This window comes from Streptomyces sp. NPDC023157 (assembly GCF_055560575.1).
In genome coordinates, this window is sequence record NZ_JBVHIL010000001.1 from 806535 (window position 1) to 829731 (window position 23197).

Here is a 23197-nt window from a genome sequence, read left to right on the forward strand (position 1 = left end):
GCGCCAGTCCGGGGCGTGGCCCGGCGGGCGTCGTCGCCTATCTCTTGGGTACGGGGATCCTCATGAGGTCCTGGGCGACGTTCAGCTCGCCCTCGAACCCGGCCGCCCGCGCCTGCCGCTCGAACTCCGCGGGATCGGAGTACCGCTGCGAGAAGTGGGTCAGGACGAGATGGCGCACGCCCGCGTCCCGGGCGACCGCGGCGGCCTGGCCGGCCGTCAGGTGGCCGTGGTCGGTGGCGAGCCGGATGTCCTCGTCGAGGAAGGTCGACTCGATGACGAGCATGTCGGCGCCGTCGGCGAGCGCGTACACGCCGTCGCACAGCCGGGTGTCCATGACGAAGGCGAACCGCTGGCCGCGCCGGACCTCGCTCACCTCGTCGAGGGTCACCCCGTCGAGGACGCCCTCGCGCTGGATCCGGCCGACGTCGGGGCCCTTGATGCCGTGCGCGGCGAGCCGCTCCGGCAGGATGCGGCGCCCGTCGGGCTCGGTGAGCCGGTAGCCGTAGGACTCCACGGGGTGGGAGAGGAGGCGGGCGTCGAGCGTGTACGCGTCGGTGACGGCGAGCGGCCCGTCGGCGTCGACCGGCGCCTCGGTCAGCCGCACGGTCTCGCGGTAGGCCGTGGCGTACCGCAGCCGTTCGAAGAAACGCTGCCCGCTCGCCGGGTAGTGCGCGGTGACCGGGTGCGGGACCTGGTCGAGGTTGATCCGCTGGATCACCCCGGCCAGGCCGAGCGAGTGGTCGCCGTGGAAGTGCGTGACGCAGATCCGGTTGAGGTCGTGCGCCGCGACCCCGGCCCTGAGCATCTGCCGCTGGGTGCCCTCGCCGGGATCGAAGAGGATGCCCTGGCCGTCCCAGCGCAGCAGATAGCCGTTGTGGTTGCGGTGCCGGGTCGGCACCTGGCTCGCGGTGCCGAGGACGACCAGTTCACGTACGGACACGGTGACGTCCGGTCCTATCCGGGGGGCCAGTTGAGGCCGCGGCCGCCGAGGACGTGCGCGTGGGCGTGGAAGACGGTCTGCCCGGCGCCGGCGCCGGTGTTGAACACGATCCGGAAACCGTGTCCGTCGATCTTCTCCTCCGCGGCGACCTCACCGGCCTCGCGCAGCACGTCGGCGGCGACGGTCGGCGCGGCGGCGGCGAGGGAGGCGGCGTCGGGGTAGTGCAGGCGCGGGATGACCAGGATGTGCGTGGGCGCCTGCGGGTTGATGTCGCGGAACGCGACGGTCGTCTCCGTCTCGCGCACGAGCGTCGCCGGAACCTCCCCTGCCACGATCTTGCAGAACAGGCAGTCGCTCTGCGGCTCTCCGGCCATGGCCCGGTCCTCCTCGACTCCGTTGATCAGTACACGCGCATGCTATCGGGCCCCCGGCGGGGCGGGACGGGGAACGGTCGGCCGGGCCGGGACGGGGAGGGGCCAGCCGGGCGGGACAGGGAACAGGCGGTCGGTCCTCCCCGGGCCTGGCAGGGCCGTAGCCGGGCCCGTCCAGGCCGTGCCCGGACCCGGCCTAGGACCAGCGCCCGGTCCGCCCGAGCACGAGCGCCCCCGCCGCCGTGCCCGCCGTGGAGGTGCGCAGCACGCTGTGCCCGAGGCGGTACGGCTTCGCGCCGGCCTCCTCGAAGAGCGCCAACTCCTCCGGGGAGACGCCCCCTTCGGGTCCGACGACGAGCACGATCTCGCCGTGCTCGGGGAGTTCGGCGGTGGCGAGCGCCCCGCTCGGGTGGTCGCGGTCCTCGTGGAGCACGGCCGCGAAGTCGGCGGTCGCGAGGAGGGCGGCGACCTGCTTGCCGGTCATCGCGTCGGCGACCTCGGGGAAGCGGGTGCGGCGGGACTGCTTGCCGGCCTCGCGGGCCGTCGCCCGCCACTTGGCGAGCGCCTTCAGACCGCGCTCGCCCTTCCACTGGGTGATGCAGCGGGACGCGGCCCACGGCACGATCGCGTCCACGCCGGTTTCCGTCATGGTCTCGACGGCCAGTTCGCCGCGGTCGCCCTTGGGCAGGGCCTGGACGACGGTGATACGGGGCGCGGGCGCCGGGTCCTCGTGGACGGCGGTGACCTCGACGGTCAGCTGGTCCTTGCCCTCGGCGGCGGCGACCACGCACGCGGCCCAGGCGCCGTTCCCGTCGGTCAGCACCAGCTCCTCGCCCGCGCGCAGCCGCTTCACGGACACCGCGTGGCGGCCCTCGGGCCCGTCGAGGAGGTAGCCGCCCACCGGGGGAACGGTGTCGACGACGAAGACGGGTGCGGTCACGATGCGCTCCTGGAGCTTGCGAGGGCGGTGTGGAGTTCTTCGGCGAGGACCTCGACGAGCCGGCCGGCCGGGAGGTCCCGGGCCAGGCGGTGGCCCTGCCCGGCCCACAGGGCCATGCCCTGCGGGTCGCCGGCGGTCGCGGCGGCCTTGCGCAGCGGGGCGGTGAGGTGGTGGACCTCGGGGTAGGCGGCGGGGGCGTACGGCCCGTGTTCGCGCATGAACCGGTTGACCAGGCCGCGGGCCGGGCGGCCCGAGAAGGCCCGGGTGAGCTCGGTGCGGGTGAACAGCGGGTCGGTCAGGGCCCGCTTGTGCAGCGGGTCGGCGCCGGACTCGGGGCAGACCAGGAACGCGGTGCCGAGCTGGGCCGCGTCGGCGCCGGCGGCGAGGACGGCGGCGATCTGGCGGCCGCGCATGATGCCGCCGGTGGCGACGATCGGCAGCCGGACGCTCTCGCGTACCTCGGTGAGCAGCGCGAGCAGCCCGCCGCCGCTGCCGGCGGACGGCCCGTCGGCCGGGTCGTCCCGGTGGGTGCCCTGGTGCCCGCCCGCCTCGGTGCCCTGCACGCACAGGGCGGCGGCCCCGGCGCGCTCGGCGGTGCGGGCCTCCTCGACGGAGGTGACGGTGACGATCGTGAACGTACCGACCCGGGCGAAGGCGTCGAGCGCGTCGCGGTCGGGGCAGCCGAAGGTGAAGGAGACGACCGGGACCGGGTCGTCGAGGAGGATCGCCAGCTTGGACTCGTACCCGTCGTCGCGGCCCTGGTCGGGGTCCCCGAGTTCCGTCTCGTACCAGCCGGCCTCCCCGGCGAGCTGGTGCCGGTAGACCTCGACGGCGGCGGGGTCGGCGGGCTGGCCGCTCTGCGGCATGAAGAGGTTGACCCCGAAGGGCTGTCCGGTGAGTCCGCGGACCCGTTTGACCTCCTGGTAGAGCCCGCCCGCGGTCTTGTATCCGCCGGCCAGGAACCCGAGGGCCCCCGCCTCGCACACGGCACCGACGAGCTCGGGGGAAGAGGCGCCACCCGCCATGGGGGCCTGCACGATCGGATGACGAGAGAGATCGTTCAGCGCGGTGGACATGCAGGCATCGTGCCATGCCGGGACGGCCCGGCCGAATCCGTACGGGAGCGGCTTCGGGAGGGGCTTCGGGAGGGGCTTCGGGAGGGGTACGCGAAGGGGCGGCCCCGCACATTGCGGAACCGCCCCTGGGCATATGCCATACGCGACTCAGCGCCCGTTGAACGCGTCCTTCAGCCGCGAGAACAGCCCCTGCTGCCCCGGCTGACTGTGCTGACCCGGGGGACGACCCCCGGACCCCCAGCCGAGCGCCTACCGCCCGTTGAACGCGTCCTTCAGCCGCGAGAACAGCCCCTGCTGCCCCGGCTGGAACTGCCCCGTCGGGCGCTCCTCGCCGCGCAGCTTGGCCAGCTCGCGGAGGAGGCGCTCCTGCTCCGGGTCCAGCTTGGACGGGGTCTGCACCTCGACGTGGACGATCAGGTCGCCCCGGCCGTTGCCGCGCAGGTGCGTGACGCCTCGGCCGTGCAGCGGGATCGACTGGCCGGACTGGGTGCCCGGGCGGATGTCGACCTCCTCAAGGCCGTCCAGGGTCTGGAGGTGCACCTTCGTACCCAGCGAGGCGGCCGTCATCGGGATGGTGACCGTGCAGTGCAGGTCGTCGCCGCGCCGCTGGAACGTGTCGTGCGGGGTCTCGTGGATCTCGACGTACAGGTCGCCGGCGGGGCCGCCGCCGGGGCCGACCTCGCCCTCGCCGGCCAGCTGGATCCGGGTGCCGTTGTCGACACCGGCCGGGATCTTGACCGTGAGCGTGCGACGGGACCGGACCCTGCCGTCGCCCGCGCACTCGGGGCACGGGGTCGGGACGACGGTGCCGAAGCCCTGGCACTGCGGGCAGGGGCGGGAGGTCATGACCTGGCCGAGGAAGGACCGGGTGACCTGGGAGACCTCACCGCGGCCGCGACACATGTCACAGGTCTGCGCGGAGGTGCCGGGCGCGGCGCCCTCGCCGGAGCAGGTGGTGCAGACGACGGCCGTGTCGACCTGGATGTCCTTCGTGGTGCCGAAGGCCGCCTCGTCGAGGGTGATCTCCAGGCGGATCATCGCGTCCTGGCCGCGCCGGGTGCGCGAGCGCGGGCCGCGCTGGGACGCCGTACCGAAGAAGGCGTCCATGATGTCCGAGAAGTTCCCGAAGCCGCCCGCGCCGAAGCCGCCGGCGCCACCGCCGCCGGAGGCGGAGAGCGGGTCGCCGCCGAGGTCGTAGACCTGCTTCTTCTGCGGGTCCGACAGCACCTCGTAAGCGGCGTTGATCTCCTTGAACCGCTCCTGGGTCTTCGGGTCCGGGTTCACGTCCGGGTGAAGCTCGCGGGCGAGTCGGCGGAAGGCCTTCTTGATCTCGTCTGCCGACGCGTCGCGGCGTACGCCGAGTACGGCGTAGTAGTCGGTGGCCACTTACGACTCCGCCAGGATCTGTCCGACGTAACGTGCCACTGCGCGTACCGCTCCCATCGTTCCGGGGTAATCCATGCGGGTCGGTCCGACCACGCCGAGTTTGGCGACTGCCTCGCCGCCGGAACCGTAGCCGACCGAGACGACCGACGTGGACGTCAGCCCCTCGTGGGCGATCTCGTGCCCGATGCGTACGGTCATGCCCGATTCCTTGGCCTCGCCGAGCAGCTTGAGGAGCACGACCTGCTCCTCGAGGGCTTCCAGGACGGGCCTGATCGTCAGGGGGAAGTCATGTCCGAAGCGGGTCAGATTGGCGGTGCCGCCGATCATGAGCCGCTCCTCCTGCTCCTCCACGAGCGTTTCGAGGAGGGTCGCGAGCACCGTCGTGACGGTGCCGCGGTCCTCGATCTCCTCGAAGGACTCGGGGAGGTCCTGCACCAGCTGCGGCACGTCCGCGAACCGGCGGCCGACGACCCGGCTGTTGAGCCGGGCCCGCAGGTCGGCCAGGGAGGTCTCGCCGAAGGGCGCCGGGCAGTCGATGACCCGCTGCTCGACCCGGCCGGTGTCGGTGATGAGCACCAGCATGAGCCGGGCGGGGGCCAGCGACAGCAGTTCCACGTGCCGGACCGTCGAACGGGTCAGCGAGGGGTACTGCACGACGGCGACCTGCCGGGTGAGCTGCGCGAGCAGCCGTACCGTGCGGCCGACGACGTCGTCGAGGTCGACGGCTCCGTCGAGGAAGTTGTGGATCGCCCGCCGCTCGGGGGTCGACAGCGGCTTGACGCCGGCCAGCCGGTCCACGAAGAGGCGGTAGCCCTTGTCGGTGGGGATGCGCCCGGCGCTGGTGTGAGGCTGGGCGATGAAGCCCTCCTCCTCCAGCACCGCCATGTCGTTGCGCACGGTGGCGGGCGACACACCCAGCTTGTGGCGCTCGGTCAGCGCCTTGGAGCCGACCGGCTCCTCCGTCCCGACGTAGTCCTGGACGATGGCGCGCAGCACCTCGAGTCTGCGTTCGCTGAGCACCGCGCACACCTCCAGCTGTCGATCCGGTTCCGGTTCTTCCCTTTTTGGCACTCGCCCTGCCCGAGTGCCAGGAATCCCCCGGCCAGTGTACGGCGGCGGACATCGCTCCTGGCAAGGAGGCGGGGTCGGCGGGGTCACAGCGGCTAGCGTCGCCGTATGGACGTGGAATGGGAAGAGTACGGCTGGGAGCGCCTCGCGGAGGGTGTCGGCAGGCGCCGGCTGCCGGGCTGGGACGCCACGGTGGGCCTGGTCATCGGGCGGGACGCGGTGCTGTTGTACGACACGGGGGCGACCCTCGCGCAGGGCGCCGAGCTGCGCACCCAGGTGGAGGCGCTGACGGGCTGCCGCCGGGTGACGCATATCGCACTCAGCCATCCGCACTTCGACCACGTCCTGGGCACGGCGGTGTTCTCCGGGGCGGAGGTCTTCGGGGCGATCGGCATGGACACGCTGCTGCCGCGCGAGCGGGAGGCGCTGTGCACGGACGCGGTACTGCAGGGGGTGGACGCCCGGGTCGCGGCCGAGGCGGCCGAGGTCCTGGTCGCGCCCCGCCACACGGTCTCGGGCGAGTGGACCCTGGACCTGGGCGGCCGCCAGGTCCTGCTCGCCAACGTCGGCCCCGGCCACAGCGGCCACGACCTGGCCCTGTTCGTGCCGGGTGCGCCGGAGGTCGTCTTCTGCGGCGACCTGGTCGAGGAGTCCGGCGAACCGCAGGCGGGCCCGGACGCGATCCCCGGACGCTGGCCGGCGGCGCTGGACCGGCTGCTGTCCCTGGGCGGCGAGGACGCGGTGTACGTACCGGGCCACGGGGCGGTGGTGGACGCCGCCTTCGTACGCCGCCAGCGCGGGGAGCTGGCGCGGCGCTTCGGGGTGGCGTAGCGGCACCGAACGCGCGCCCTCGGCACGGGACCTGACGCTCCCTCGCCCGCTCACCGCGGACGGGGCCCGCCCAGGGCAGAATCGAGCCCATGCGCAGTTACAACCCGGATCTGACTCCCCCCTGGAAGCGCTCGGCGCCCGTCCCCGAGGTCCCGGCGGACCACGATCTCGTCGTGGAGGAGGTCGCGACCGGCTTCTGCGGGGCCGTGATCCGCTGCGAGGCGGACACGGTGACGCTGGAGGACCGCTTCGGCAAGCACCGGGTCTTCCCGATGGAGCCGCGCGGCTTCCTCCTGGAGGGCCGGGTCGTCACCCTGGTCCGCCCCTCCCGCGCGGCCCCGGCCCGCCCCACCCGGACGGCCTCCGGTTCGATCGCCGTCCCGGGCGCCCGGGCGCGGGTCGCCCGGGCCGGCCGGATCTACGTGGAGGGCCGCCACGACGCCGAGCTGGTGGAACGCGTCTGGGGCGACGACCTGCGCATCGAGGGCGTCGTCGTCGAGTACCTGGAGGGCATCGACGACCTGCCGGCCGTCGTCGCCGAGTTCGCCCCGGCCCCCGACGCCCGCCTCGGCGTCCTCGTCGACCACCTGGTGCCGGGCTCCAAGGAGTCCCGCATCGCCGCCCAGGTCTCGTCCCCGGACGTCCTGATCGTCGGACACCCGTACATCGACGTCTGGGAGGCCGTGAAGCCCTCTTCCGTGGGCATCCCGGCCTGGCCCTCGGTCCCCCGCGGCCAGGACTGGAAGACCGGCGTGTGCCGCGCCCTGCGCTGGCCGGAGAACACGGGCGCGGCCTGGCAGCACATCCTGTCGAAGGTGACCTCGTACAAGGACCTGGAGCCGGAACTCCTGGGCGCCGTGGAACACCTGATCGACCACGTGACGGCACCTGAGGGCGGCTGAGGACGGCTGGCGCAGACCGGCGGTCGGGCCTCCCCCGGTCGTCGGCCTCCTCAGTCGACCAGGTCCCGCACCACCGCGTCGGCCAGCAGGCGGCCGCGGAGGGTCAGGACGGCCTGTCCCTGGGCGTACGGCTCGGGGGCGAGGAGGCCGTCCTCCAGGGCCTTGCGGGACGCGGCCAGGCCCGCGGGCTTCAGGAGGGCCAGCTCGACGCCCTCGCGCAGCCGGAGCTCCAGCAGGACCCGCTCCACCCGCCGGTCCTCCTCCGACAGCACCTCGCGCCCGGCGCCGGGCGACGTGCCGGAGCCGAGGGCCGCCGCGTAGGCGCCCGGGTGCTTCACGTTCCACCAGCGCACCCCGCCCACGTGGCTGTGGGCGCCGGGCCCGGCGCCCCACCAGTCGGCGCCGCGCCAGTACAGCTCGTTGTGGAGGCAGCGTCCGGCCTCCGAGGTGGCCCAGTTGGACACCTCGTACCAGTCGAAGCCCGCCCCGGAGAGCACCTCGTCCGCCATCAGGTACCGGTCGGCGTGGACGTCGTCGTCGGTCATCGGTATCTCGCCGCGGCGAATGCGCCGGGCCAGCTGGGTGCCCTCCTCCACGATGAGCGCGTAGGCGCTGACGTGGTCGGGTCCGGCGCCGATCACCGCGTCGAGGGAGGCCCGCCAGTCGTCGTCGGACTCGCCGGGGGTGCCGTAGATGAGGTCGAGGTTGACGTGGTCGAAGCCGGCCGCCCGCGCCTCGGCGACGCACGCCTCGGGGCGTCCGGGGGTGTGGGTGCGGTCGAGGATCTTCAGCACGTGCTGCCGGGCGCTCTGCATGCCGAAGGAGATCCGGTTGAAGCCGCCCTCGCGCAGGGTCGCCAGATACGCGGGGTCGACGGACTCCGGATTCGCCTCGGTCGTCACTTCGGCGTCGTCGGCGAGCCCGAACTCGTCCCGGATCGCCCCGAGCATCGCGACCAGGTCGCCCGCGTCGAGCAGCGTGGGCGTGCCGCCGCCGACGAAGACGGTCCGGACGGGACGCGGGTCGTCGCCGAGGACCTTGCGGGCCAGGCGTATCTCCTGGGCGACCTGGCCCGCGTAGTTCTCCCGGGAGGCGAGCACGCCTCCCGCACCGCGCAACTCGCTCGCGGTGTACGTGTTGAAGTCGCAGTAGCCGCAGCGGGTCGCGCAATACGGCACGTGCAGATAGAACCCGAGCGGCCGCTCGCCGGCCCCTTCCAGGGCGTGGGCGGGCAGCGCCCCGTCCTCGGGCATGGGCTCACCATCGGGCAGTACGGAAGGCATGCAGCCATTGTCCCGTACTGCCCGGGGTGACCGCCGAGCCTGTGGATAACCGAGGAAACCCCAGCTCAGACCCCGCTCGGGCCCCGCTCAGCTCTCCTCGGGCCCGCTCAGGCCGACCGGAGGCCCGCTCAGGCCTCCCGCGCTCCCTCGTACATCTCGTCGATCAGGTGCTGGTAGGTCCGCTCCACGACCGGCCGCTTCATCTTCAGGCTGGGCGTGAGCTCACCGTGCTCGACGTCGAGGTCGCGCGGCAGCAGACGGAACTTCTTGATCGTCTGCCAGCGCTGCAGCCCCTCGTTGAGGCGGGCGACATAGCCCTCAATGAGCTTCTGGGTCTGCGGGGCGGCGACGACCTCCGCGTACGACTTGCCGCCGAGCTCGTGCTCGGCCGCCCAGCCGAGGATGGCGGGCTCGTCGAGCCCGATGAGCGCGCTGCAGTAGTTCCGGTCGGCGCCGAGCACCACGATGTTGGAGACGAACGGGCAGACGGCCTTGAACTGGCCCTCGACCTCGGTCGGGGCGATGTACTTGCCGCCGGAGGTCTTGAACAGGTCCTTCTTGCGGTCGGTGATCCGCAGGTAGCCGTCGGCGGACAGCTCGCCGATGTCACCGGTGTGGAACCAGCCGTCCGCCTCCAGGACCTCCGCCGTCTTCTCCGGCAGGCCGTGGTAGCCCTCCATGACGCCGGGGCTGCGCAGCAGGATCTCGCCGTCGTCGGCGATGCGGACCTCGGTGCCGGGCAGCGGCTTGCCGACGGTGCCGGTGCGGTAGGCCTCGCCCGGGTTGACGAAGGAGGCGGCGGAGGACTCCGTCAGGCCGTAGCCCTCCAGGATGTGGATGCCGGCGCCGGAGAAGAAGTAGCCGATCTCGGGGGCCAGCGCGACCGAGCCGGAGACGGCGGCGCGCAGCCGCCCGCCGAAGGCCTCGCGGAGCTTCTTGTAGACCAGCGCGTCGGCGACCTTGTGCTTGGCGGCGAGGCCGAAGGGCGCGGAGGCGGTGCCGGTGCGGCGGAAGTTGTCCTGGGTGACCTTGGCGTACTCGCGGGCGACCTCGGCCGCCCACTGGAAGATCTTGTACTTGGCGCCGCCGCCCTCGCGGGCCTTGGCGGCGACCCCGTTGTAGACCTTCTCGAAGATGCGCGGGACGGCCGCCATGTAGGTGGGCTGCACGACCGGCAGGTTCACGATGATCTTGTCGATGCGGCCGTCGACGGCGGTGACGTGGCCGACCTCGATCTGGCCCGAGGTGAGTACCTTGCCGAAGACGTGGGCGAGCGGCAGCCACAGGTACTGCACGTCGTCCTGGGTGACCAGGCCGGTGGCGGCGATGGCCTTCGCCATGTACGACCAGTTGTCGTGCGGGAGGCGGACGCCCTTGGGGCGGCCGGTGGTGCCCGAGGTGTAGATGAGGGTGGCGAGCTGCTCGGCGGTGATCGCCCCGACCCGCTCCTTGACGGCCTCCGGGTGCTTCTCCAGGTACGCCGCGCCGCGGGCCTCCAGGTCGGCGAGGGTCAGCACCCACTCGTCTTCGGTGTCGGCGCCCTCGGGGTCGATGACGATCACGTGGTGGAGGTGCGGCAGCTCGGCGCGCCGCTCGACGGCCTTGGCGAGCTGGTCGGCGTTCTCCGCGATGAGGACGCGCGAGTCGGAGTCGGAGAGGATGAACGCCGACTCCTCGGCGTTGGTCTGCGGGTAGATCGTGGTCACGGCGGCGCCCGCGCACATCACGCCGAGGTCGGCGAGGATCCACTCGACGCGGGTCGAGGAGGCGAGCGCGACGCGCTCCTCCGGCTGAACGCCGAGGTCGATGAGGCCGGCGGCGATCCCGTAGACCCGCTCGGCGGCCTGCGCCCAGCTGAGCGACTTCCACTCGTCGGGGCCCTGTCCGGAGGCGGCGGGGACCGGGTAGCGGTAGGCCTCCGCGTCCGGGGTCCGCTCGACGCGCTCAAGGAAAAGGGTCGCCACGGACGGCGGCCGGTTCTCGATCAGGGTCTGTGTGTCGCTCACGACGTCCTCCGGGCGGCGGCGGTGCGGTCAGGCGGTGCGTAACTAACTGGCGAGTAACCTTCGAGCGGCTTCAGAGTAGAGCGCCGGGGACTGGCGCGTAAGGGCTTGCTTATAACGAACGGGTCTGAGCGCCTTCGGCACCCAGACCCGTTCGTTGTACATGGCAGCTATCGCGCGGCCGTCGGCAGGAGCTACTTCTTGCCCTTGCCGCCGGCGGAGTCGTCGCTCGACAGGACGGCGATGAAGGCCTCCTGCGGGACCTCCACGGAGCCGACCATCTTCATGCGCTTCTTGCCTTCCTTCTGCTTCTCCAGCAGCTTCCGCTTACGGGAGATGTCACCGCCGTAGCACTTGGCGAGGACGTCCTTGCGGATGGCGCGGATGGTCTCGCGGGCGATGACCCGGGAGCCGATCGCGGCCTGGATCGGCACCTCGAAGGCCTGCCGCGGGATCAGCTCGCGCAGCTTGGCGACCAGCCGGACACCGTAGGCGTACGCGGCGTCCTTGTGGGTGACGGCGGAGAAGGCGTCCACCTTGTCGCCGTGCAGCAGGATGTCGACCTTGACCAGGCTGGACGCCTGCTCGCCGGTGGGCTCGTAGTCGAGCGAGGCGTAACCGCGCGTCTTGGACTTCAGCTGGTCGAAGAAGTCGAAGACGATCTCGGCCAGGGGCAGGGTGTAGCGGATCTCGACCCGGTCCTCGGACAGGTAGTCCATGCCGATCAGCGTGCCGCGGCGGGTCTGGCACAGCTCCATGATCGCGCCGATGAACTCGCTGGGGGCCAGGATCGTGGCGCGTACGACGGGCTCGTACACGTCGTTGATCTTGCCCTCGGGGAACTCGCTCGGGTTGGTGACCGTGTGCTCGCTGCCGTCCTCCATGACCACGCGGTAGACCACGTTGGGGGCGGTGGCGATCAGGTCGAGCCCGAACTCGCGCTCCAGACGCTCGCGGATCACGTCGAGGTGGAGCAGGCCGAGGAAGCCGACGCGGAAGCCGAAGCCGAGCGCGGCGGAGGTCTCCGGCTCGTAGACCAGCGCGGCGTCGTTCAGCTGCAGCTTGTCGAGGGCCTCGCGGAGGTCCGGGTACTCCGAGCCGTCCAGCGGGTAGAGACCCGAGAACACCATCGGCTTGGGGTCCTTGTACCCGCCGAGGGCCTCGGTCGCGCCCTTGTTCAGGGAGGTGATCGTGTCACCGACCTTGGACTGGCGGACGTCCTTCACACCGGTGATCAGGTAGCCGACCTCGCCGACGCCGAGACCGTCGGACGACGTCATCTCGGGCGACGAGACACCGATCTCCAGCAGCTCGTGGGTGGCGCCGGTCGACATCATCTTGATGCGCTCGCGCTTGTTGAGCTGCCCGTCGACGACACGGACGTACGTCACGACGCCCCGGTACGAGTCGTACACGGAGTCGAAGATCATCGCGCGGGCGGGCGCGTCGGCGACACCGACCGGGGCCGGCACGTCCCGGACCACGCGGTCCAGCAGCGCCTCGACACCCATGCCGGTCTTCGCGGAGACCTTGAGGACGTCCTCCGGCTGGCAGCCGATGAGGTTGGCCAGCTCCTCGGAGAACTTCTCCGGCTGGGCGGCCGGCAGGTCGATCTTGTTCAGGACCGGGACGATCGTGAGGTCGTTCTCCATCGCCAGGTACAGGTTGGCGAGCGTCTGCGCCTCGATGCCCTGCGCCGCGTCCACCAGCAGGACCGTGCCCTCACAGGCGGCGAGCGACCGGGAGACCTCATAGGTGAAGTCGACGTGCCCGGGGGTGTCGATCATGTTCAGGATGTGCGTCCGGCCCTGGCCGTCCCCCTCGGTGGGGGACCAGGGCAGCCGGACGGCCTGGGACTTGATCGTGATGCCGCGCTCGCGCTCGATGTCCATCCGGTCGAGGTACTGGGCGCGCATCTGCCGCTGGTCGACCACACCGGTCAGCTGGAGCATCCGGTCGGCGAGCGTGGACTTGCCGTGGTCGATGTGCGCGATGATGCAGAAATTGCGGATCAGAGCCGGGTCGGTTCGGCTCGGCTCGGGCACGTTGGTAGGAGTCGCGGGCACGCAGGGTTCTCGTCTCGGGCGATGTTCAGAACGGATACGTAGGCTCCATGGTCCCATGACTGCGGTCCGGCGCTCGGTTTGGGCGGGGTGGAGTGCGGCTGATAACGTGGACAGCTGTGTCTCGTGTGCCCTCTCAGCCCGCGTGGCACATCCTGAAGAAACATCGAACCTGTAAAGGCTCTTTTCGTGGCGAACATCAAGTCCCAGATCAAGCGGAACAAGACCAACGAGAAGGCGCGCCTGCGCAACAAGGCCGTCAAGTCGTCGCTCAAGACCGCGATCCGCAAGGCCCGCGAGGCTGTCGCCGCCGGCGACCTCGAGAAGGCCACCGTTGCCGCTCGTGCCGCCTCGCGTCAGCTCGACAAGGCTGTCTCGAAGGGTGTCATCCACAAGAACGCCGCCGCCAACAAGAAGTCGGCGCTGGCCACCAAGGTTGGCTCCCTCCAGGGCTGAGCTCTGATGTGAACGGCCGCACGGGAATCCAGCGGGCCCTCTAACCGCTCCCGCCCGGCCATCCCGGTCACGTACGCGAGACGCGTTCGCCACGCGTGTACGGGCCACCCAGCTGTACACGAAGGCCCCGCCGCCCTCCTTCCCCAGGAGGCGGCGGGGCCTTCGTCGTAGGTCGCCGTGCGTCGTGTATACGGCGGGCGTAGGTCGCCGTGCGTCGTGCGTACTGCGGCGTAGCTCGCCCGTCCGTCGCCCTTACGTCGTCGTACGGGGAGATCCGGGCCCGGTGTCAGGTACGGCGCATGCGGGCGGCGCGGGCGATGGTCACCACGGCCTTCTCCAGCGCGTACTCGGGGTCGTCGCCGCCGCCCTTGACGCCCGCGTCCGCCTCCGCGACCGCCCGCAGCGCCACGGAGACACCGTCGGGGGTCCAGCCGCGCATCTGCTGCCGCACGCGATCGATCTTCCACGGCGGCATCCCCAGCTCGCGCGCGAGGTCGGCGGGGCGTCCGCCGCGGGCCGAGGAGAGCTTGCCGATGGCCCGGACGCCCTGGGCCAGGGCGCTGGTGATCAGGACGGGCGCGACCCCGGTCGACAGGGACCAGCGCAGGGCCTCCAGGGCCTCCGCCGCCCGCCCCTCGACGGCGCGGTCCGCGACCGTGAAGGAGGAGGCCTCGGCGCGGCCCGTGTAGTAGCGCCCGACGACCGCCTCGTCGATCGTGCCGTCGACGTCCGCCGTCAGCTGCGCGGCCGCCGCGGCCAGCTCGCGCAGGTCGCTGCCGATGGCGTCGACCAGCACCTGGCAGGCCTCGGGCGTGGCGGAGCGCCCGAGCGCCCGGAACTCCTGCCGCACGAAGGTCAGCCGCTCCGCCGGCTTGGTCGTCTTCGGGCAGGCCACCTCGCGGGCGCCCGCCTTGCGGACCGCGTCGAGCAGCCCCTTGCCCTTCGCGCCGCCGGGGTGCAGCACCACGAGGGTGATCTCCTCGGCCGGCGCGTCGAGATACGCCTTGATCTCCTTGATCGTCTCCGCCGGGAGGTCCTGCGCGTTCCGCATGACCAGGACCTTGCGCTCGGAGAAGAGCGAGGGGCTGGTCAGCTCCGCGAGGGCGCCGGGCTGGAGCTGCTCGGGCATGAGGTCGCGGACGTCCGTGTCGGCGTCGGCGGCGCGGGCCGCCGCCACCACCTCGCGGACCGCGCGGTCGAGCAGCAGGTCCTCCTGGCCCACGGCGAGCGTGACGGGGGTGAGGAGGTCTTCGGTGGAAGTCTTTCTGGTGGCCATCGCGATCCAGCATCCCACGGGCCACCGACAGCCGGGCCATCGTCGAGAATGTGCACGTGAGCGATGTGAGACACGTACTGGTACTCCCCGACCGCGACGCCGCCGAGGAGGTCGCCGAGGCCCTGCCCGACCGCTTCGGCCTGGCCGAGGAGCCGCAGCTGGTCAGGGACGCCCTGGCCGGCGAGGACGACGCCGAGGACGCCCAGTGGCTGGTGGTCGTGGAGGACCCGCGGGGCGTGCTCGACCCGACGGCCCTCGACGCCCTGGCCGCCGAGCACGACGGCTGGCTGGAGGCCGAGTAGGGGCGGGGAGGGCCGGTGCGGGCCGGGGCCTAGGCCTTCTTGGGGACGATCTGGATGTCCAGATCGATGGTGATGCTGGAGCCGACCGCGGCGATGCCCCGCGCGAGCAGCGTCTGCCAGGTCAGCGTGAAGTCCTCGCGGTGCAGCTCCGTGCTGGCCCGGCAGGCGCACCGGGTCTCGCCCTCCAGGCCGCTGCCGATGCCCAGGTACTGGGTGTCGAGGGTCACCGTGCGGCTGACGCCGTGCAGGGTGAGCGCGCCCGTGACGCCCCAGCGGCTGCCGCCCCGGTGGACGAAACGCTCGCTGTAGAACTCCATCGTCGGGTACGCGCCCACGTCGAGGAAGTCGCTCGAGCGCAGGTGGTCGTCGCGCATCTGCACGCCGGTGTCGATGGAGGCGGCGTCGATCACGACGTGCATGGCCGACTGCTCCATGCGCTCGCCGACCCGGATGACCCCGGCGAAGCCGTTGAACCGGCCGTGGATCCGGGCCAGGCCGATGTGGCGTGCGGTGAAACCGATCTGGGAGTGCGTCGGGTCGATCTCCCAGTCGCCGGGCTCGGGGAGCTGCGGCTGGGGCGCGACCTGGAGCATCAGGTCGCCCAGGCTCGCGTGCCCGTGCTCGGCGACGAGGGCGGCGCCGTGGTACGGGGTGTAGCCCTCGGCCGTGACCGCGAGCCGGTACTCCCCCGCCGGCACCGTCGCGAGCACCCTGCCGTACGGGTCGGTCTCCCCCGCGAGGACCTTGCGGCCCGCCGTGTCGCTGACCACGAACTCGGCCTGGCGGACCGGCTCGTTGACGGGGTCCAGGACCCGGCAGCTCAGGACGCCCGCCGACGGCGGGACCGTGAGCCCCGCGAGCGGGCCGCCTCGGGCGGCCACGGAGCCGCGCTTGCCGAACAGACCACCGAACATTCCACAAACCCCCGCACACACCACCGGCAACCACCGGCACGTCCTCTTCAACAAAGACGTATTCGATCACTCTTGCGATGTTCGAGGCAAACGGCGTAAGTGTTACCCGGAGTCCGAATGTTCCCGCTTAGGCCTCCGCCGGGACCGGCTCCCGCTCGGGCAGGTCCCGCAGGCGCGCCAGCGGCGAGGGCAGCACCCACAGCACGGCCAGGACGGCTCCGGCGGTCGCCACCCAGAGCGTGGGCCGCAGCCCCAGAGCCGTGCCGAGCACACCGCCGGCGAGCGCGCCGAGCGGACGGAAGCCGTGGTTGAGCGTCCGGAAGGCGCCCATCACCCGGGCCCGGATCGCGTCGGGTATCAGCGCCATCTGGAACGAGCCCGCGGCGATGTCCACCACCATCACCCCGGCACAGGACAGGAACTCGGCGACGAACAGCAGCCCGAGCACCAGCGGCAGCGGCCCTCCGGCGAGCGGTATGAGCAGCAGCGGCAGGGTGAAGCCGACGAAGCCGGTCACGAGCGACGGGCCGATCCCGATCGCCCGGACCACCGCGCCGCTGCACGCCGCCCCGATCAGACCGCCCACGGCCCCCGCCGCGAGCACCGCGCCCAGTACGCCCGCGCTCAGGCCGAGTTCGGCCGTCGCGTAGAGCACGAAGAGGGTGTGGAACATGTAGTTGAAGAACTGGACCGTCCCGGAGGCGGCGAACAGCGCGCGCATCGACGGGTTCCGCACCACCCAGCGCAGCCCCTGCACGAAGTGCCCCTTCTCGACGGGGGCGGGCGGCGGCTCGACCGGGCGGATCCGGGCCAGGTACCCGGCCGAGACGAGGTAGGTCAGCGCGTCCGCGACCAGCGCGACGGGCGCGGTGAGCACCTGCACGAGCACGCCGCCGATGCCCGGACCCGCCAGCCACGCCATCGAACGGCTCCCGTTGACGAGCGAGTTGGCCTGCACATAGCGCGCGGTGGGGACCATGGCCACGAACAGGGTGGCGTTGCACACCTCGAAGAGCACCGTGAGCGCCCCCACCCCGAAGGCCACCGCGTACAGCTGGCCGAGGGTCAGCGCGTCGAGCAGGTAGGCGACGGGGAGGGTGAGGAGCAGCAGCGCCCGGCCGAAGTCCGCCGCGATCATGGCGCGCCGCCGCCGGGCCTGCCGGTCGGCCCAGGCGCCGAGCGGCAGGTTGAGCAGCAGCGCGGGCAGCAGCTCGGCCGTCTTGAGCCAGCCCATCTCGGCGGCGTCGGCCCCCAGGACCAGGACGGCGGCGAGCGGCAGCGCCATGAGCGAGATCTGGTCGCCCACGAAGGAGATCGTCTGCCCGGTCCAGTACCGCCGGAAGGGCCGCTCGCGCAGCAGCGCGGGTATGCGTTCGGCGATCGCCACCGCTCTCACTCCTCCCCCGCGCCGGAGTCGACGTCGTTGCCGTCGTCGCTGTCGTCGCTGTCGTCGCTGTCATCGTCTCTGCCCCTGCCGGCTCCGGTGGGGCCGTCGGCGTCGCGGTCCACGAAGGCGATCCGCAGGATGCCCACGGGGCGGGCGCCTTCGGGGCGCAGGGCGGGGTCGCCCTCCCGCTCCTCGTAGGGGCGGAGCAGTTCCTCGATGCGCTGCCCGAGGCCGGTCAGCTCCTCGGGGGTGAGGTGGAGCAGCGTGTCGCCGAACTGCTCGGCCTCCCGCCACTCCTCCGGCAGGGTGGGCCTGTTCTCGATGGACTTCAGGACCCGCTGGAAGTAGTGCTCCGCGACGGCCGCGCTGAGCGCGTCCGCCGCCTGGGCGACCGCGGCGTCCTCGCTGCGGTCCGGCCACTCGGTGAACCGGGCCGTCGCCCGCCAGGGCTTCTCCCGCCCCTTGCCGCCGGGGGCCTCCTCGACGAGCCCGTACTTGGCGAGTATCCGCAGGTGGTACGAGCAGCTGGCCACGGACTCGCCGGTCAGCTCGGCCGCCTGGGTGGCGGTGAACGGGCCGCTCTTGCGCAGCAGACCCACGAGGGTCATCCGGGTGGGGTGGGCATAGGCGCGAAGGGCGCGCGGGTCGGTGAGCTCGATGCTGTGCGGCTGCTCCGTCATGATGAAAACATATCTTTAGAAAGACTCCTTTACAAGGATGTGTAGGCCATCAGCGCCGGGCCGGCCCCGGCCACCGCGAGAGCCCCGTCCCGGTCCGTGCTCAGCACCCGCGCCCCACCGGCCCGCAAGACCTCGACGGTCAGCGGCGACGGGTGCCCGTACGGGTTGTCCCGGCCCGCCGACACCAACGCGAGCCGGGGCCGCACCGCCCGTATGAGCCCCGGGTCCTGGTGCGCCGAGCCGTGATGGGCCACCTTCAGCACGTCGACGGGCGGCAGCGACGGGTACGCCCGCAACAGGCCGCGCTGAGCGGACGGTTCGAGGTCCCCGAGCAGCAACAAGGTCACTCCGCCCGCGGTACGGACAAACAACGTGACACTGGCGTCATTGGCCCCTGACTCACCCGACTCCCCCGACCCTCCGGACTCGCCGCGCCCTCCGGCCCGCGCCCCGCCAGGGCCGGCCGTCGGCCACAGCACCCGCCACTCCAGCGGGCCCAGCACGCGCCGCTCCCCCGCCCGCGCCGGCACCAGCGGGACCCCGGCCGCGGCGGCCGTCCGGCGCACGAAGGCCGCCTGCTCCGGCGGCTCCGCGAGCCCGGTCGTCTGGATCGCGCCCACCGCCCGTCCCCTCAGCACCCCGGGCAGACCCGCGACATGGTCCGCGTGGAAGTGGGTCAGCACGAGCAGCGGGATCCTGCGGACCCCGAGCTCCCGCAGGCACCGGTCGACCGGCCCCGGCTCGGGCCCGGCGTCGACGACGACGGCCGTGTCCCCGCCGGCCGACAGCACGGTCGCGTCGCCCTGGCCGACCTGGCACATCGCGAACACCCAGCCCGGCGGCGGCCATCCGCCGACCAGCCGGACCAGCGGCGGCGGCCGGACCACCGCCAGGAACAGCAGCACCACGCAGCCCACCCCGATCCAGCGCCTGTAGGGCAGCCGCCACGCCCCGAGCACCACGAGCCCGGAGAGCAGTGCGAGCAGCAGGCCGCCCCACCAGCCGCCCGGCCAGTCCGTCTCGGCCCCCGGCAGCCCCGCCCCGGCACGGGCCACCCCGGCGATCCAGCCGGCGGGCCACCCGGCGGCCCACGCCACGGCCTCGGCGGCCCGCGGCCACACCGGCGCGAGACCCAGCGCGGCGAAGCCGAGCACCGTGGCCGGGGCCACCGCGGGCTCCGCGAGGACGTTGGCGGGGACCGCGACCAGACTCACCCGGGCCGCGAACACCGCGACCACGGGCGCGCACACCGCCTGCGCCGCCAGCGTCGCCGCCAGCGCCTCCGCGATCCTGCCCGGCACCCGGCGCCGCCGAAGGGCCTCGCTCCACCGCGGGGCGACCGTCAGCAGCGCCCCGGTGGCCAGGACCGACAGCAGGAAGCCGTAACTCCGGGCCAGCCACGGGTCGTACAGCACCAGGACGAGCACCGCCGCCGCGAGCGCCGGGATCAGGGACCGGCGGCGACCGGTCGCGATGGCCAGCAGCGTGACGAGCCCGCAGGCCGCCGCCCGCAGCACGCTCGGGTCGGGGCGGCACACCACGACGAAGGCGAGCGTGAGACCGCCCCCGACCAGTGCGGTGGCCCGCAGCGGGATGCCCAGCCGTGGGGCGAGGCCGCCCCGCTCGATCAGCTGCGCGCTGCCGGGCCTGCCGATCAGGAGGAGCAGGACGAGCGTCAGGTTCGACCCGGAGACTGCCAGCAAGTGGGTGAGGTCGGTCGCCTCGAACGCGGCCTCCAGGTCCGGCCCGATCCTGGCGGTGTCGCCAACCACGAGCCCCGGGAGCAGCGCCCGCGCGTCCGGGGCGAGGCCCTCCGTCGCCCGCCGCAGCCCGGCCCGCAGCTCCCCGGCGGTGCGCTGGAGCGCGCTCGGCGGCCCCGTGACACGCGGCGGTCCCGTACCGTCCGCCCGCAGGACGCCGGCGAACGGATCGCCCTCGCGGGCCGGGAGCGCGAGCCGCCCCGTCACCCGCAGCCGGGTCGACGGCAGCAGCCGCAGCCACTCCCCGCGCGCCTCGCCCGCGGCCACCACGACCAGGACCGGTGCCCGGGTCCGGTGCACGGCGCCGTCCCGGTCCTCGACCCGCACCGCCTCGCCCTCCAGGACCACGGAGGCCGGCAGCGCCCGGCTCCCGTTCGCTCTCGGCCGGGTGAGCCGTGGATCGGAGGTGACGACCACCTCGGCGTCCACCCGGCCGCCGTCCCGGGCGAGCCCGGGGACCGGCCCGCGCCGCAGGTCGGCCGCGTGCAGTCCGCCGGACGCGGCTCCGGCGGCGGCGCAGAGGAGCACTCCGGCGCAGGCGGTCGCCCGCAGCCCGCGCCGCGCGGCCGGGCGGACGAGCAGTGCGGCCCCGGCGAGACAGAGCAGCACGCCTGCCACGCTCCACCAGCCGACGACGCCGACGGCGACGGCCGCCCCGCCCCAGGAGGCCAGGGCCGGCGGCACGAGCCGCAGATCCGCCGGGCCCTCGTCCCAGCCGACGGGCCGCTCGGCCACCGCCGGGACGCCGGAGCTCATGGCCGCACCAGCGGTTCCAGGTCCGCGAACCGGCGCTCGCCGATCCCGTTGACCTCACGCAGCTCGTCGACCGACCGGAACCCGCCGTGCTCGACGCGGTGTTCCACGATGTGCCGGGCCAGCACCGGGCCCACTCCCGGCAGCGTGTCGAGCTGCTCCACGGTCGCCGCGTTGAGGCTCAGCGGCTGGGCGGGGCCCGACGCCCCGGACGGCCCGGCCCCCACGCCGGCCCCGGCGGCCGGCAGCCCGACCAGGACCTGCTCGCCGTCCGTGAGGACCCGGGCCCGGTTGAGGCCCGTGAGATCCGCACCCGGGCGGACACCGCCCGCCGCGCGCAGGGCGTCGGCGACCCTTGAGCCGGCGGGCAGCGTGAGCACCCCCGGCCTGCGCACCTTGCCTCCGACGTCCACGACGACCACGGGCGCCGCCGAAGCCGGGGACGAGCCAGGCGGCGAGCCCGGCGACGAAGCCGGGAACGAGGCGCCTCCCGGCTCCCCGGGGGAAGGCCCGGACTCGGGCAGCGGACGGGCCGCGCCCACCACCTCCGGCGCCCTGACCTGCTGGGGCCGCCCCGTCCAGAAGAACGCGCCCGCGACACCCGCGGCCACCACGAGGACCACGGCGAGCGCGGCCAGCGACCGCCGTTCGAGTCCGCACCGCGACTGCACCCACAACGGCAGCCGCTCCCGCACCGCGAGCCACAGGCGCTCCTTGCGCGACGGCACCAGCGACGGCGGGCGCGGCACCGGTTCCGGAGGCGGTGGAGCGGGAGGCGGTGGCGGAGGCAGCGGCGGCGCCGGGGCGGCCGGTGGCGCCGCCGCCGGGAACAGCGCGTCGCCCCGGTGCCGTACCCCTCCCGGGGCCACCCCGGCCGCGTGCCTCGCCCGGGTCCGGCGCCGGGCCCTCCCGTCCGAGCCCGGGGCCCGGCCGGGACCGCTGGTGAGTACGGCGCCGCGCGTGCGCCGACGGGTCGTTGCGATGTGTGTGCGAAGAGTCATGGACGAGACGGTAGGCGGATTGCACGGAACCCGCCGAGACGCCTCTATTCCAGTGGAAAACCACTCAGTTGTGGATAACTTCGCCACCCGGACGAGGGATAGCGCGGGCCTCCGTCGTGCCGCGACGGTCAGCGCGGAGAGACGACCACCGCGAGCAGCCCCGGCCCCGTGTGCGCGCCGATCACCGCGCCCACCTCGCTGACCTGTAGCTCCCCGATGGCCGGCAGCCGGCCCCGCAGCCGCTCGGCCAGCGCGGCGGCGCGGTCGGGGGCGGCGAGGTGGTGCACGGCGATGTCGACGGGCCCGGCGCCGGCCCGTTCGACCGCGATCTCCTCGAGCCGGGCGATGGCCTTCGAGGCCGTGCGTACCTTCTCGCGCAGCTCGATCCGACCACCGTCCAGTTCGAGCAGCGGCTTCACGGCCAGGGCGGAACCGAGCAGGGCCTGGGCCGCCCCGATGCGCCCGCCCCGGCGCAGGTAGTCGAGGGTGTCGACGTAGAAGAAGGCGGAGGTCCCCCCGGCCCGTTTCTCGGCCGCCGCGGCGGCCTCGTCGAGCGAGCCGCCCGCGTCGGCGACCTCGGCGGCGGCCAGGGCGCAGAAGCCGAGCGCCATCCCCACCATCCGGGTGTCGACGACCCGTACCGGCACGGGGGCGTCCTTGGCGGCCACCACGGCGGCGTCGTAGGTGCCGGAGAACTCGGCGGACAGGTGCAGCGAGACGATGCCGCGGGCACCCGCCTCGGCGGCCGTGCGGTAGGCCGCGGCGAAGACCTCGGGGCCGGGCCGCGAGGTGGTCACCGAGCGGCGCTTCTGCAGCGCCTCGGCGAGGGAACGGGCCGAGATCTCGGTGCCCTCCTCCAGCGCACGGTCGCCGATGACGACGGTGAGCGGGACGGAGGTGATGGCGTGCCGCTCCATCGTCTGGGGTGGCAGGTAGGCCGTGGAATCGGTGACGATCGCGACATGCCGGGACATGAGCGGGAGGTTACCCGCAGGGGCCGTGGCACGGCAGCCCGGCCCCCACCGCTCTCAGGTGGTGGTCTCCGGCCGCGTCGACTTCTCCCACGGATAGGGCGTCCGCAGGGGGTCGGGACCGGTGATCGCCTGCGGCTGCTCGGCCGCCGCGGACGCGCGCTCGGCGCCGGGCGCGGGAGCCCCCGCCCCGGGCCAGGCAGATCCGGCCGCACCGGCGGCCTGCCCGGTCGTGCCCGTGGCGTCGGTGTCGGCTCCGGTCCAGTGGCGCAGGGCGCCGGCCTCCACGTCGATCTGGGCGCTCAGCGAGGACAGCTCGTCCTCGGCGAACCGGTGGGCCCGGTCCCTGGCCGCCCAGCGCAGAGAGTCGGCGGAGTGGGTGATCTGCTCCGTGCGCCGGCGGAGCTCGCCCAGCTCCGCACGGACACGCGCCTTGTCCGGCTCCCGTTCGAGCCGCTTGAGGTCCTCGTCCAGCTCACGCCCGTGGGCGCTCAGCCGCGCGAAGAGGTCCAGGGACTCCTTGAGTGAGGCGTCCTCGGCGACGCCCGCCTGCAGCGCGTCCTGGGTGGCCCGCATCGAGGTCCGCAGCGAGAGGCGCAGCTGTGCCAGCTCGCCCGCGGCGCCGGTCTGGCCGAAGCTCTTGGCCCGCAGGGTGGTGTCCTCGACCGTGCGTCTGGCCTGGTCGATCGTGCGGTCGACACCGCGCTTGGCCGCCTTGGCCACCTTCACCGTGGCGTAGACCCCGAGCGCCACGAAGGCGACGAAGAGCAGCGCCATGATCGTGATCGCGGCTTCCATGTGCCTCGCCCCTCCGACTGCGGTTGTGGTTCTTCC

The 23197-nt window shown here is 73.2% G+C and carries 21 protein-coding genes; 4 read left to right on the forward strand and 17 right to left on the reverse strand.

Annotated elements, in window-relative coordinates; genetic code table 11:
• Positions 1-37: 37 nt before the first annotated feature.
• The 6 genes from ACZ3ZE_RS03760 to hrcA form a co-directional block, all read right to left on the reverse strand.
• Positions 38-940, reverse strand: coding sequence for a ribonuclease Z (locus ACZ3ZE_RS03760; RefSeq protein ID WP_361623970.1), 903 nt, complete (start codon positions 938-940; stop codon positions 38-40).
• Positions 941-954: 14 nt separating this feature from the next.
• Positions 955-1314 carry a histidine triad nucleotide-binding protein gene (locus tag ACZ3ZE_RS03765; RefSeq protein ID WP_361163259.1) on the reverse strand — a complete coding sequence of 120 codons (360 nt, stop codon included), beginning with the start codon at positions 1312-1314 and terminating at the stop codon, positions 955-957.
• 193 nt (positions 1315-1507) lie between these two features.
• Positions 1508-2251 carry a 16S rRNA (uracil(1498)-N(3))-methyltransferase gene (locus ACZ3ZE_RS03770; protein ID WP_361163257.1) on the reverse strand — a complete coding sequence of 248 codons (744 nt, stop codon included), beginning with the start codon at positions 2249-2251 and terminating at the stop codon, positions 1508-1510.
• The gene (locus ACZ3ZE_RS03775; RefSeq protein WP_361163255.1) at positions 2248-3327 is read right to left on the reverse strand and encodes a nitronate monooxygenase; all 1080 of its coding nucleotides are present in this window, start codon (positions 3325-3327) and stop codon (positions 2248-2250) included. Before ACZ3ZE_RS03775 ends, ACZ3ZE_RS03770 begins: the two co-directional genes overlap by 4 nt.
• A gap of 249 nt (positions 3328-3576) precedes the next feature.
• Complete coding sequence (dnaJ, locus tag ACZ3ZE_RS03780) at positions 3577-4713, reverse strand: molecular chaperone DnaJ (RefSeq protein ID WP_361163253.1); 1137 nt, start codon at positions 4711-4713, stop codon at positions 3577-3579.
• A complete protein-coding gene (gene hrcA, locus ACZ3ZE_RS03785; protein ID WP_361163251.1) occupies positions 4714-5733 on the reverse strand; it encodes a heat-inducible transcriptional repressor HrcA in 1020 nt (339 codons plus the stop codon). It abuts the gene before it with no gap.
• Between the two features lie 156 nt (positions 5734-5889).
• On the opposite strand from hrcA, the gene ACZ3ZE_RS03790 reads away from it, so the two are divergent.
• The gene (locus ACZ3ZE_RS03790; protein ID WP_363291186.1) at positions 5890-6612 is read left to right on the forward strand and encodes an MBL fold metallo-hydrolase; all 723 of its coding nucleotides are present in this window, start codon (positions 5890-5892) and stop codon (positions 6610-6612) included.
• A gap of 89 nt (positions 6613-6701) precedes the next feature.
• Positions 6702-7514, forward strand: a complete 813-nt coding sequence (locus ACZ3ZE_RS03795; protein ID WP_363291185.1) for a DUF3097 domain-containing protein — start codon at positions 6702-6704, stop codon at positions 7512-7514.
• A gap of 50 nt (positions 7515-7564) precedes the next feature.
• Here the strand turns inward: ACZ3ZE_RS03795 and hemW are convergent, their stop codons facing one another.
• The 3 genes from hemW to lepA all read right to left on the reverse strand — a co-directional run bounded on the left by hemW (position 7565) and on the right by lepA (position 12866).
• Positions 7565-8797, reverse strand: a complete 1233-nt coding sequence (gene hemW, locus ACZ3ZE_RS03800) for a radical SAM family heme chaperone HemW (RefSeq protein ID WP_361163245.1) — start codon at positions 8795-8797, stop codon at positions 7565-7567.
• Positions 8798-8925: 128 nt separating this feature from the next.
• Positions 8926-10803 carry an AMP-dependent synthetase/ligase gene (locus ACZ3ZE_RS03805; RefSeq protein ID WP_467257225.1) on the reverse strand — a complete coding sequence of 626 codons (1878 nt, stop codon included), beginning with the start codon at positions 10801-10803 and terminating at the stop codon, positions 8926-8928.
• A 191-nt stretch (positions 10804-10994) separates the two neighbouring features.
• On the reverse strand, positions 10995-12866 hold the full coding sequence (gene lepA, locus ACZ3ZE_RS03810) for a translation elongation factor 4 (protein WP_361163240.1): 1872 nt from the start codon (positions 12864-12866) through the stop codon (positions 10995-10997).
• Between the two features lie 186 nt (positions 12867-13052).
• Here lepA and rpsT point away from each other — a divergent pair, with 186 nt between their 5' ends.
• A complete protein-coding gene (gene rpsT, locus ACZ3ZE_RS03815) occupies positions 13053-13319 on the forward strand; it encodes a 30S ribosomal protein S20 (protein ID WP_329420503.1) in 267 nt (88 codons plus the stop codon).
• Positions 13320-13605: 286 nt separating this feature from the next.
• On the opposite strand, the gene holA is transcribed toward rpsT, so the two are convergent.
• Positions 13606-14595, reverse strand: coding sequence for a DNA polymerase III subunit delta (gene holA, locus ACZ3ZE_RS03820; RefSeq protein ID WP_361163238.1), 990 nt, complete (start codon positions 14593-14595; stop codon positions 13606-13608).
• A gap of 56 nt (positions 14596-14651) precedes the next feature.
• Between holA and ACZ3ZE_RS03825 the strand changes: the two genes are divergently transcribed.
• Positions 14652-14897 carry a hypothetical protein gene (locus tag ACZ3ZE_RS03825; protein ID WP_361623958.1) on the forward strand — a complete coding sequence of 82 codons (246 nt, stop codon included), beginning with the start codon at positions 14652-14654 and terminating at the stop codon, positions 14895-14897.
• A 29-nt stretch (positions 14898-14926) separates the two neighbouring features.
• On the opposite strand, the gene ACZ3ZE_RS03830 is transcribed toward ACZ3ZE_RS03825, so the two are convergent.
• The 7 genes from ACZ3ZE_RS03830 to ACZ3ZE_RS03860 all read right to left on the reverse strand — a co-directional run bounded on the left by ACZ3ZE_RS03830 (position 14927) and on the right by ACZ3ZE_RS03860 (position 23161).
• Complete coding sequence (locus ACZ3ZE_RS03830; protein ID WP_361163234.1) at positions 14927-15811, reverse strand: YceI family protein; 885 nt, start codon at positions 15809-15811, stop codon at positions 14927-14929.
• Positions 15812-15938: 127 nt separating this feature from the next.
• Positions 15939-17207 (reverse strand): MFS transporter, encoded by a 1269-nt coding sequence (locus tag ACZ3ZE_RS03835; RefSeq protein ID WP_361163232.1) that lies wholly within the window; start codon positions 17205-17207, stop codon positions 15939-15941.
• Positions 17204-17878 (reverse strand): winged helix-turn-helix domain-containing protein, encoded by a 675-nt coding sequence (locus ACZ3ZE_RS03840; protein WP_467257226.1) that lies wholly within the window; start codon positions 17876-17878, stop codon positions 17204-17206. The genes ACZ3ZE_RS03835 and ACZ3ZE_RS03840 overlap by 4 nt, the downstream gene beginning before the upstream one ends.
• A gap of 29 nt (positions 17879-17907) precedes the next feature.
• Complete coding sequence (locus tag ACZ3ZE_RS03845; RefSeq protein ID WP_467257228.1) at positions 17908-20394, reverse strand: ComEC/Rec2 family competence protein; 2487 nt, start codon at positions 20392-20394, stop codon at positions 17908-17910.
• Positions 20391-21140, reverse strand: a complete 750-nt coding sequence (locus ACZ3ZE_RS03850; RefSeq protein ID WP_467257230.1) for a ComEA family DNA-binding protein — start codon at positions 21138-21140, stop codon at positions 20391-20393. Before ACZ3ZE_RS03850 ends, ACZ3ZE_RS03845 begins: the two co-directional genes overlap by 4 nt.
• 380 nt (positions 21141-21520) lie before the next feature.
• Entirely contained in the window at positions 21521-22366 is an 846-nt protein-coding gene (locus ACZ3ZE_RS03855) for a DegV family protein (protein WP_467257231.1), read from the reverse strand.
• 54 nt (positions 22367-22420) lie between these two features.
• Entirely contained in the window at positions 22421-23161 is a 741-nt protein-coding gene (locus ACZ3ZE_RS03860; protein WP_467257233.1) for a hypothetical protein, read from the reverse strand.
• Positions 23162-23197 lie beyond the last annotated feature (36 nt).

Excerpts from the sequence above, each read along its gene's own strand:
- ACZ3ZE_RS03765 (WP_361163259.1), bottom strand. The coding sequence starts at position 1,314 with ATGGCCGGAGAGCCGCAGAGCGACTGCCTGTTCTGCAAGATCGTGGCA.
- ACZ3ZE_RS03775 (WP_361163255.1), bottom strand. The coding sequence starts at position 3,327 with ATGTCCACCGCGCTGAACGATCTCTCTCGTCATCCGATCGTGCAGGCC.
- ACZ3ZE_RS03790 (WP_363291186.1), top strand. The coding sequence starts at position 5,890 with ATGGACGTGGAATGGGAAGAGTACGGCTGGGAGCGCCTCGCGGAGGGT.
- ACZ3ZE_RS03795 (WP_363291185.1), top strand. The coding sequence starts at position 6,702 with ATGCGCAGTTACAACCCGGATCTGACTCCCCCCTGGAAGCGCTCGGCG.
- hemW (WP_361163245.1), bottom strand. The coding sequence starts at position 8,797 with ATGCCTTCCGTACTGCCCGATGGTGAGCCCATGCCCGAGGACGGGGCG.
- holA (WP_361163238.1), bottom strand. The coding sequence starts at position 14,595 with ATGGCCACCAGAAAGACTTCCACCGAAGACCTCCTCACCCCCGTCACG.
- ACZ3ZE_RS03830 (WP_361163234.1), bottom strand. The coding sequence starts at position 15,811 with ATGTTCGGTGGTCTGTTCGGCAAGCGCGGCTCCGTGGCCGCCCGAGGC.
- ACZ3ZE_RS03840 (WP_467257226.1), bottom strand. The coding sequence starts at position 17,878 with ATGACGGAGCAGCCGCACAGCATCGAGCTCACCGACCCGCGCGCCCTT.
- ACZ3ZE_RS03845 (WP_467257228.1), bottom strand. The coding sequence starts at position 20,394 with ATGAGCTCCGGCGTCCCGGCGGTGGCCGAGCGGCCCGTCGGCTGGGAC.
- ACZ3ZE_RS03855 (WP_467257231.1), bottom strand. The coding sequence starts at position 22,366 with ATGTCCCGGCATGTCGCGATCGTCACCGATTCCACGGCCTACCTGCCA.
- ACZ3ZE_RS03860 (WP_467257233.1), bottom strand. The coding sequence starts at position 23,161 with ATGGAAGCCGCGATCACGATCATGGCGCTGCTCTTCGTCGCCTTCGTG.